This is a genomic window from Calidithermus terrae, assembly GCF_003574345.1.
Classification (GTDB): Bacteria; Deinococcota; Deinococci; order Deinococcales; family Thermaceae; genus Calidithermus; species Calidithermus chliarophilus.
On sequence record NZ_QXDL01000158.1, the window covers coordinates 1 to 9,984 of the forward strand.

Annotated in this window: 8 protein-coding genes; 1 reads left to right on the forward strand and 7 read right to left on the reverse strand. The window is 70.3% G+C overall.

Features of this window, described 5'->3' with window-relative positions:
- Positions 1–121 precede the first annotated feature (121 nt).
- The 7 genes from Mterra_RS15505 to Mterra_RS15535 form a co-directional block, all read right to left on the reverse strand.
- The gene (locus Mterra_RS15505; protein ID WP_119315996.1) at positions 122–787 is read right to left on the reverse strand and encodes a nucleotidyltransferase domain-containing protein; all 666 of its coding nucleotides are present in this window, start codon (positions 785–787) and stop codon (positions 122–124) included.
- Between the two features lie 20 nt (positions 788–807).
- Positions 808–2,043, reverse strand: coding sequence for a potassium/proton antiporter (locus tag Mterra_RS15510; protein WP_245971657.1), 1,236 nt, complete (start codon positions 2,041–2,043; stop codon positions 808–810).
- A 48-nt stretch (positions 2,044–2,091) separates the two neighbouring features.
- On the reverse strand, positions 2,092–4,371 hold the full coding sequence (locus Mterra_RS15515) for a DEAD/DEAH box helicase (RefSeq protein ID WP_119315998.1): 2,280 nt from the start codon (positions 4,369–4,371) through the stop codon (positions 2,092–2,094).
- 118 nt (positions 4,372–4,489) lie between these two features.
- On the reverse strand, positions 4,490–5,491 hold the full coding sequence (gene csaB, locus Mterra_RS15520) for a polysaccharide pyruvyl transferase CsaB (RefSeq protein WP_119315999.1): 1,002 nt from the start codon (positions 5,489–5,491) through the stop codon (positions 4,490–4,492).
- Entirely contained in the window at positions 5,476–7,209 is a 1,734-nt protein-coding gene (locus Mterra_RS15525; protein WP_119316000.1) for a DUF5693 family protein, read from the reverse strand. Before Mterra_RS15525 ends, csaB begins: the two co-directional genes overlap by 16 nt.
- Positions 7,206–7,844 (reverse strand): uridine kinase, encoded by a 639-nt coding sequence (gene udk / locus Mterra_RS15530; protein ID WP_119316001.1) that lies wholly within the window; start codon positions 7,842–7,844, stop codon positions 7,206–7,208. Before udk ends, Mterra_RS15525 begins: the two co-directional genes overlap by 4 nt.
- Positions 7,845–8,080: 236 nt before the next feature.
- Positions 8,081–9,226, reverse strand: a complete 1,146-nt coding sequence (locus Mterra_RS15535; RefSeq protein ID WP_119316002.1) for an ABC transporter ATP-binding protein — start codon at positions 9,224–9,226, stop codon at positions 8,081–8,083.
- Positions 9,227–9,746: 520 nt separating this feature from the next.
- Here Mterra_RS15535 and Mterra_RS15540 point away from each other — a divergent pair.
- On the forward strand, positions 9,747–9,984 hold a 238-nt coding region (locus Mterra_RS15540; RefSeq protein ID WP_245971658.1), incomplete at its 3' end, for a helix-turn-helix domain-containing protein.

The following is a 9,984-nucleotide window of genomic DNA, read 5'->3' on the forward strand; positions in this document are numbered from 1 at the left end:
CAGCCATCAGCAACGAACTAGTGGCTCGTGGGAACCCTGCCCCAACCCTCCCCGCGGGCGGGGAGGGTTGGGGCAGGGTGAACCACGAACTGACGGCTTATGGCTTCCTGCTCCCCGTCCCTCAGGTCGTCTCCAGCCTCTCCAGCACCCACCCGGTGAGCGCCAACGCGGCTTGGCCGCGCTCGAGCGCTCCTGCGGTGAAGAGGTCGCGCAGCACGACCTTGAGGGCTTCGTCGAGCTGGAGGTCGTGGAGGTGGGCCCAGACGGCGCCGCCGGGGGGCATGGGCTTGTGGCGGGCGGCCCACAGGCCCTCGAGGATCTTCCAGGCGTTGGTGCTGGCGAGGTAGGCGGCCCTGAGCTCGTCGCGGTTGCGCAGGGCGGCCTCGAGCTTGCGGCGGCTGCCCTCGAGCCAGTAGCGCAGGGCGCGGCGCTCCTCGGCGGGCAGGCGGTAGGCGGCGAAGAGGGCCTGGGCCTCGGCCCGCAGCTCCTCCAGCTTGCCGTCGGGGTCGTAGAGCGCCTTGCCGTCGAGGTGGCTGTAGAGCTCCGCGGGGTTTTTGCGCATGCGCTCGCGGGCTTGCACGAGGTTGCGGTGGTGGTACTCCACCCACCTCCCGTCCAGCGTCTCCGAGCGGAAGGGGCGCTCGAGCACGCCCCCCAGCAGCACCCAGAAGTCGAGGTCCGACTCCTGCGTGGCGTCGCCCCGGGCGTGCGAGCCGGTGAGCAGGATGCCGCGCACGTGGGGGTCGGCGCTGAGGTCGTAGGCGATCTGGACGACCAGGGGGTGCATCTCGAGGGAATTGTACGCCCTCAGGGCGCGGGCTGGCGCCGGGCGGGCTCGCCGGGCCGGGGGGTCGGGGGCTCCTCGAGCCCCAGCCGCCGGGCCACGGCGTTGAGGGTAGGGCCTTGCAGCGCCACCGACGACAGCACGATGAAGAACACCAGGTTGAACAACTGGTTCGCCCCGGCCACCCCCGCCAGCAGCGGGAAGGTGGCGAGCACGATGGGCACCGCGCCGCGCAGGCCCACCCAGCCCACCAGCAAGAGCTCGTTCCAGGGCAGCCGGAACCACCACAGGCTCAGCAGCACGCTGAGCGGGCGGGCCACCAGGATCAGAAACAGCGCGCTCAGGGTGCCCTCGAGCAGCACCGGCGGAAGCTGCGAGGGGAAGACCAGCAGCCCCAGTGCCAGAAACATCACGATCTGCATCAGCCAGGCCAGCCCCTCGTGGAACAGCCGCAGGTCGGCCTCGTCGCGCAAATCCTGCTGCCCCACCACCAGCCCGGCCAGGTAGACCGCCAGGAAGCCGCTGCCGCCCAGCACCGCCACCACGCTGTAGCACAGCAGCGCCAGGGCCAGGCTGAGCGTGAAGTACAGGCCGTTGTTCTGCGGGGCCAGCCGGCGCAGCACCCAGGCCATCAGGTGCCCCAGCGCGAAGCCCAGCAGCACCCCCAGCCCCAGTTGCTTCACGAACAGCCCTGCGAGCTCGAGGCCCCCGGCCCGCTGCAGGATCAGCTCGATCAGCCCCACCGTCAGCAGCACCGCCATGGGGTCGTTGCTGCCCGACTCGAGCTCGAGCAGGCTCCGCAGCCGTTCCCGCAGCCGCACGCCCCCGGCCCGCAGCACGCTGAACACCGCGGCGGCGTCGGTCGAGGAGACGATGGCCCCCAGCAAAAAGCCGATCAGGGGCGGCAGCTCGAGCACCACGACGGCGAAGAGCCCCACCAGCGTCGCGGTCAGCGCGACCCCTAGCGTCGCCAGCGAGACCGCCTGCCACAGCACCGGGCGCACCTTCCTCCAGTCGGTATCGAGCCCGCCGGAGTACAGGATGATCACCAGCGCCACCACCCCCAGCCCCTGGGCGACGCGCGCGTCGTCGAAGTAGATGCCGCCCGGCCCGTCGGAGCCCGCCAGCATGCCCAGCCCCATGAACACCACCAGTGCCGGAACCCCCAGCCGGTCGGAGATCCGGCTCACCAGCACGCTCGCCAGCAGCAGCAGGGCGCTGACGAGGAGGATGTGGTCGAGGGAAACCGCGGCCACCATCGAAGTCATTATGGGTGGCGCGGCGTGGCCCGAACCGGGATATGGGGCTCAGTTGGGTTTTTCGGGGCGGCTGTAGCGCGTGGTCAGGGCCTCGGCCAGCCAGAGGGCGGCGGCCTTGTCGAGGTACTGGTTGCCGTTGCCGCACTTGGGCGAGAGCACGCAGCGCGGGCAGCCGCCCTCGCAGGGGCAGCGCCCCAGCAGGTCCCGCGTGGCCTTGATCCAGGCCGGGAACTGCCGCGCCGCGGCCCGCGCGTAGCCCACCCCGCCGGGGTAGCCGTCGTAGATGAAGACGGTGGGCCCCGCGCCCGAGGCCAGGGGGCGGGGGTAGAAGGGGTAGCTCACCCCGCCCACGTCGGCCCGCTCGGCCAGCACGAACAGCGGCAGCAGCCCGATCATGGTGTGCTCGAGGGCGTGGATGGCCGAGGGCACCAGCGCCTCCGACATCCCCGCCTCGTCGGGCCAGCGCCCGGTGATGCGGTCGGGCACGCCGGGGAGGGGGGAGGGGTGCACGGCGGTCTCGGCCAGGGGGTGAAACCACACCGCCTCGGTCTGGAAGCTCAGCTCGGGCATCGTCAGCATGACCTCCTCGAGCACGGTCTCGGTCACGAAGCGCTTCTTGACGTAGCCCGTCACCCGCTCGCGCAGGATCACCGGCCCCACCCACACGCCCGGCAGCAGCTCCTCGCCGCCGAGCACCTCGACGTCGGTCTCGGCGCGGGGCTGGGTGTAGTAGTCCTCGAGGCCCGGCAGCAGCACGATCTCGCGCTGCTGGGCGTCGAGGTTGCGCACCAGGTAGCTCTCGCCCGCGTGGAGGTAGACCGCGCCGGGGTGGGCCTCCCAGTAGGCCTGGCGCTCGTCGAGGGTGCCCAAGGTGCGGCCTTGGGCGTCCTTGAGGGTGAAGGTGCTGCCCAGCCCGCGCAGGATCAGGTCGTGGTGGGGGCTGCGCTTGGGGGTGTAGAGACGGCCGTGCTTCTCGACCAGGCCGTTCGCCAGCCAGGGCAGGTAGAGCGGCTCGGCGGGCTCGAGCGGCAGCTCCCGCGCCGCGCAGTGCAGGTGCAGGGGGTAGAGCACCGGGTTGGCGGGGTCGGCCACCGCCGACTCGGGCGGGCTGCCCAGCAGCAGCTCGGGGCGCTCGCGGAAGTACTCGTCCATGGGGTCTTCGCGGGGGATCCAGGCCACCAGCGCGCGGCGGTCGCCGCGCCCGGCCCGCCCGGCCCGCTGCCAGAAGGCGCTCAAGCTTCCGGGGTAGCCCAGCAGGAACACCGCGTCGAGCTCCCCGATGTCCAGGCCGAGCTCGAGCGCGCTGGTGCTCACCAGCACCCGGATCCTCCCGGCCTTGAGGTCGGCCTCCAGCGCCCGGCGCTCCCGGGCGGTGTAGCCGGCGCGGTAGGGCTTGACCGCCTCGTGCGCGGCGTAGCGGGCCACCAGCTCGGCGGTGCGGCGGCTGTTGGCGAAGACCAGCGCCCGGAGGCCGCTCTCGGCGGCGTGGCGGGCCAGGAGCGCGGCCTCGATGTTGGCGCTGCGCCGGGTCTTGCCCGCTTTGTCGAGGGCCTTGGGCGTCCAGACCGCGAACTCCCGCTCGGCCCGCGCCACGTTGGCCCGCACCGCGCGGAAGGCCTCCCCGGTGAGGTTCTCGGCGTGCTCGTCGGGGTTGGCGATGGTGGCGCTGGCGGCGATGACCTGCGGGCGGGCCCCGTAGTGCCGCGCCAGGCGCAAGAGCCGCCGCAGGATCAGCGCGGTGTGGGTGCCGAAGACGCCGCGGTAGGCGTGCAGCTCGTCGATCACCACGTAACGCAGGCGGCTCAAGAACTCGGCCCACTCGGCGTGGCGCGGCAGGAGGCCGAAGTGCAGCATGTCGGGGTTGGTGAGGATCGCCAGGCCCTGGGCTTTCGCCAGGCGGCGCTCCTGGTCGCGGGTGTCGCCGTCGTAGGGGAAGATGCGCCCCTGTAGCCCAAGCGCCTCGCCCATGGCCCGCAGGCGGCCGAGCTGGTCGTGGGCCAGGGCCTTGGTGGGGTACATCAGCAGCGCGGTGCCGCCCTCGAGCAGCGCCTTGAGCACCGGCACCTGGAAGACCAGGCTCTTGCCCGAGGCCGTCGAGGTCGCCAGCACCAGCGACCGATTTCCCAAGGCCTCCAGCGCCTCCGCCTGGTGCGCGAAGGGCTCGATCCCCAGCGTGTCCAGCACGCCCGCGAACTCGCCGCGGTAGCCGGCCTTGGCGGGCGGGCTCGCCGGCAGCAGCCGCACGAAGCCCAACTGCCCCGCGTAGCCCTCGATGCCGCGGAGCCACTGGGCGTAGCTATCGTAGTCGGCGAGTTCTCTGGGGAGCATGGGTAAGGCCCGTAGCGCGTGGCGTGTGGCTCGTGCTGAGGAGCTTTTCCCACCGGCTACGAGCCGCGGGCCGCGATTCAGCTAGCGACCCTCGACCCCGACGGCTCGCGCGGGAAGCCTAGTTCCTCGAGGAAGCCACCTTGCGGTCGCGCGGCCCCGACAGCACCCGGTCGAAGCTGGCGCTCGCCCGCGCCTTCATCTCCTGCACCGCGCCCCAGTCGGGCTGGACGTTCTGCTCCACCAGCCGCACGAAGGCCTCGGGCTCGCCGGGGATCTCCTGGAAGGGGGCCCGGGCGTCGCGGCAGAACCCGGCCACCTTGGGGTCGTAGGAGAGGCCGGCGAAGGGGGTCCCGGCGGCGGCGGCCAGGATCACGCCGTGCAGCCGGATCGAGATCACGTAGCCCGCCTGGGCCAGCAGGTAGAACACCCGCCGGGGGTCCCAGGCCAGCTCGGCGGTGAAGCCGGGGAAGAACTCCAGCGCCCCCTCGTCGTGCCCCGGCTGCATCGCCAGGATCACCACCTCGTAGCCCAGCTCGCGCAGGCGCTCGGCGGCCTGGGCCAGGGTGCGGTTGGCGGCGTCGAAGCCGGCGCGGGGCACCAGCACCACCATCTTGGGCTCGCGCTCGACCGGCGGGGGGTTGAGCAGCATCGCGCAGTCGGCGCCGAGCTCGGCCTGCAGGCCCAGGCGGCGGGCGTACTCGAGCGAGTCGCGGTCGCGCATGAAGACCTGCACCCCCTTCAGCGCCCGCTGCACCGCTCTCTCCCCCCTAGGCGAGAGCGGCCCCAGCGACTGGTTGAACACGTGCACCGGCTTGCCGCGCGTGCGGGCCATGCGGATGACGCTGAGGTAGTACCACAGGCTCGCCGAGGAGGTCTTGTCCTGCAAGAGGGTTCCCCCGCCCGACAGCAGCAGGTCGGCCTCGCCCAGCGCGCGCCAGACCTCGAGGGGGTGGGCGCGCTTCACCGCCCGCACCCCGTAGCGTTGCTGGGTTTCGGCAGGGTTCTTGGAGAGCACCAGCGGCGTGTGCCCCCGGGCCTTGACCTCCTGCACGATGGCCTCCAGGAGGGCCTCGTCCCCTGCGTTGTGAAAGCCGTAATACCCGCTCAGCGCGACCACCATTGCCAGACCCTCCGGACTACCCACACCAGGGCAAACCCCAGGATAAGCCCGATGACCATGCCGTTCAGTACCCGGAATAACGATATGGTGAGAGGCGTGTGAAAGTGCGAGAAGGTGTTGAGGATCGAGCCCATCCCCACCACCACCAGCAGGAGCAGGCCGTTGCGCAGCCAGGCGGGCCAGGGCAGCAGCAGCGCCACCGGGGCCACGGCGTGGGCGAAGATCTCCTTGAAGCGCGGCCGCACCATCGCGTCCTGCAGGACGGCCCGCAGCTGCAACTCCCAGTCGGGGACCAAAGCACCCGCCGCGTCGTTGCCGCGGCGCAGCACGGCCAAAGCCAGCACCGCCAGCCCCACGAAGGCCACCGCCACCTCGCCCAGCTTGATCGGGTAGCCCCACAGGCGGGTGAGCGCCCCCTTCCAGTCCTGGGGCAGGTAAGAGAGCCCCACCAGCAAGGGCGGCACCAGCAGCGTGAGCGAGACGCCCTTGAAGGGGGTCAGGCCCAGCACGCTCTGCGGGTCGCTGCCCAGGGCCACCAGGAACACCACCCCGACCAGCGAGTAGACCGCCGCCGCCGCCCACGCCGCCATGCCGCGGCGCCGCTCGAGGAAGCCTAGCGCGGGGAAGACCAGCGCCGCCAGCAGCGCCCCGAAGTCCGAGCGCACGTAGGCCAGCGCGAAGAGCAGCAGCCCCAGCGCGATGACGGGGCCGAAGGGGCGCGGGTAGCCGAAGGCCAGCAGCCCCAGCCCGGCCAGCACCCCCACGAGCGCGGCGTAGCGCAGGGGGGAGAGGTCGAAGTCGCGGGGGGCCGGGTTCCCGAAGCCGACGCGGGCGTTCTCGAGCCCGTCCTGGAGCCGCCCGATGAACTCCCGGGTGTCCTCGAAGTCCTGGAAGGGCCGGACGTAGAGGATCTGGTGGCCCCGCTCCCGCGCGGCCAGCACGAACTTGTCGGCCACCTCGCCCGGCTTGAGCTTGGCCTGCCACTCGGGCCGGATGGAGAAGAGCCTCAGCACCGGCGAGGCGGCGGTCAGCCTCGAGAAGCCCTCCTGCGGGGTGCCCTCGATCCAGCCGACGGGCCTGCCCGCCACCATCGCCCTGGCCTCGCCCAGCTTCTTGGGGTTGCCCGGCACGTCCACCCCGGCGAAGACCAGGGCGTCGGCCTGGGGCGGGATGGCCTCGGGGGCGTAGGTGCGGTAGGGGTGGTTGTAGGGCCGGTAGACGATGTAGTAGCCCTCCGCCTTCAGCCGCTCGAGCAGCGCCGGGTCGTAGCCGGTGGGGAAGCCGCCCACGTTGACCGGGGCGCCGTACCAGGTGGTGCCCGCGAACTCGAGGGTCTGCAGCCGGATGGTCCAGTTGCGCCGGATCTGGGCGATGAGCCAGTCGGGGCCGCTGAAGTAGTACCAGCCCTCGCGGAACCCCGCCTGGGGGTAGCGCAGGTTGAGGTCGGCGCCGCTGTAGTAGCGGGCGACGCCCTGCTCGGCCCAGCCGCTCAGGCCCCGCTCGTAGATCGCCACCCCCGCCACCCCCAGCGCCTTGTACTTCGCCAGTTGCTCCTCGAAGGGAATGTTGGCCGCGCGGGCCTCCTCGTTGACGTCGGGGCCGTCCACCACCAGCACCACCGGCCCGGGGCGCTCGGCCTGCAGGCGGGGCAACAGCGCGGGCAGCGAGAGGAGCGCCGCCAGCGCGATGACGGCGCGCAGCACGCCCTGCGGGCTCATGCGACGCCTCCGGCGGCCAGGAGGCTGTGGATGCGGGCGGTGAGCATGTCCAGGGCCGGGCTGTTCTTGCCCCCGTGGGGGATGATCACGTCGGCGTAGCGCTTGGAGGGCTCGACGAAGGAGAGGTGCATGGGCCGCACCTGCTCCATGTACTGCTCGACCACGCTCTCGACGGTGCGGCCGCGCTCGAGGATGTCGCGCTGCAGCCGCCGGATGAAGCGCACGTCAGGGTCGGCGTCCACGAAGATGCGCAGGTCCATCAGCTCGCGCAGGCGCTCGTTGAACAGCACCAGGATGCCCTCGAGCACCACCACCGGCGCGGGCTCGACCCGGACGGTCTCGAGCAGGCGGGTGTACTCCTCGAAGGAGTACATGGGCATCTCGATGGCCCGCCCCCGCCGGATCTGGGCGATGTGCGCGAGGTAGAGCTCGAGGTCGAAGGCGTCGGGGTGGTCGTAGTTGACGTGCGTGCGTGCGTCAAAAGGCAGGTCGGACTGGTCTTTGTAGTAGTTGTCCATCGGCAGCACCGCCACACGAGCAGGAAGCGCCGCAGCCACGACCGCGTCGGCCACGGTGCTCTTCCCACTGCCGGTCCCCCCGGCGATGCCGATGACGAAGGGGCGTCGAGAGTTCACCTCCCAATCATATGCAAGAGGGTGCGGGAGGGACAGGGGAAGGAGGGAAGCGGTCAGCTATCAGCCGTCAGCCTGTGGCTCGTGGCTTGCCGAGGGTCTAGGGCCGAGGGCCAAGGCGTCTCGCGTTTGGCGTTTTGCGTACGGCGTAGGACGTACGACGCCCACCCCCGTCGCCCGACATGCCATTCCCGTAAAAAGGGCGGGCCATGCGGCCCGCCCCCCGGAGGTGGAAACGCTCAGACCTTGGCGGCGCTGCGGCTATCCTTGACCGTGGCGTGCCCGATGGCCTTCTCGTTGCCCTCGGTCTCGAAGGCGTGCAGCTTGCTGGTGTCGATGAGAAGGTCCACGGTGTCGCTGGGGAGCACCATGGCGTGCCCGTCCACCTTGGCCGTGACCATCGCGCCCCCGACCTCGGCGTGGATCTCGGTGTCGGCGCCCAGCGGCTCCACGACCTCGACCCTGCCTTTGATGACGTTGTTGTCCTCGGGGATGCTGGTCCAGCCGCGCAGGCCGATGTGCTCGGGGCGGATGCCCATCCAGACCTCCTTGCCGTTGTAGGCCTTGAGGTTGGCCGCCAGGGTGGCGTTGGCCTTGATGCGCTGCCCCTCGATGACGAAGTAGGTGTCGGTTCCCTGGCTCTCGACGCGGGCCCGGATGAAGTTCATGGAGGGCGAGCCGATGAAGCCGGCCACGAACTTGTTCTCGGGGAAGTCGTAGAGGTTGAGCGGGGTGTCGGTCTGCTGGATCTCGCCGTCCTTCATCACCACGATGCGGTGGCCCAGGGTCATGGCCTCCACCTGGTCGTGGGTCACGTAGACGGTGGTCACGCCCAGGCGGCGGGTGAGCTTGGCGATCTCCGCGCGCATCTCCACGCGCAGCTTGGCGTCGAGGTTGGACAGGGGCTCGTCGAAGAGGAAGACCTTGGGCTCGCGCACGATGGCGCGGCCCATCGCCACGCGCTGGCGCTGCCCGCCCGAGAGCTCGCGGGGCTTGCGGTGCAACAGGTGGTCGATCTTGATGATGCGCGCCGCCTCCTTGACCCGCCGGTCGATCTCGTCCTTGGGCACCCGGCGCAGCTTGAGGCCGAAGGCCATGTTGTCGTAGACGTTCATGTGGGGGTAGAGCGCGTAGTTCTGGAAGACCATGGCGATGTCGCGGTCCTTGGGCGGCACGTCGTTGACCAGCCGCTCCCCGATGTACAGCCGGCCCTCGGTGATGTCCTCCAGGCCCGCGATCATGCGCAGCGTGGTGGTCTTGCCGCAGCCCGAGGGCCCGACGAACACCACGAACTCCCCGTCCTCGGTCTCGAGGTTGAAGTCCTTGACCGCCATGACCTTGGCGCTGTAGCGCTTGTAGATGTTCTCCAGCCTGATTTTCGCCATGAAATGGCCTCCTCTACGTGTACCCCTAGTCCCGCGCTGTGAGCCTGGAGCCCATCGGGGATGTGTTGTGGGTACAGGGCCAGTTTATAGGCCAATCTGCAAAAGAATCAATGCTGGCGCCCTGCGCCCGTAGCGCCGGCCGGGCCCGCCGCCGCCCTGGAAAGCCGATGACTAAAGCCAATTGGCCGCGTGAAACTGCCCACTGGCCCGTGTTTGGGTGGGCTCGAGCCAGATTGTAGCCCCGTGAGGGTTGCTTGTACCGACGCCGAGGCTTAACCCTTCCCGGCTTGACCCGGCTCGAGCCGGGCGGATATGCTCGCCGCGGTCAGACTCCTTAGAAGAAAAGGGGGGTGTGGGGGGCTATAATCCCCCGGTTCTTCAAACCGGGGATACATGGACCCCCCACGTCCACCGAAGGGACACACAACATGGTGAGTAGCAGAGCGGATATGCTATGTTGTACACAGAAACGGCCCGGCAGTGTTGCAGCACCCCGAGCCCGGCATCACCTGGATAGGAGGTGACGCGCATCGAGCCTACCACCCACAAGAAGGCGTTCAAGTACCGCCTGTACCCCACCCCGCCCCAGCAAAAAGACCTGGAGCGCACCCTCTCGCTGTGCCGCCACCTCTACAACGCGGCCCTGCAGGAGCGTAGAGATGCCTACAAGAAGGCCGGGAGGGCTGTCGGCTTCTACGAACAGAAGAGGTATCTGCCCGAGATACGGGCCGAGCTGCCGGAGTACAAGGGCGTCCACT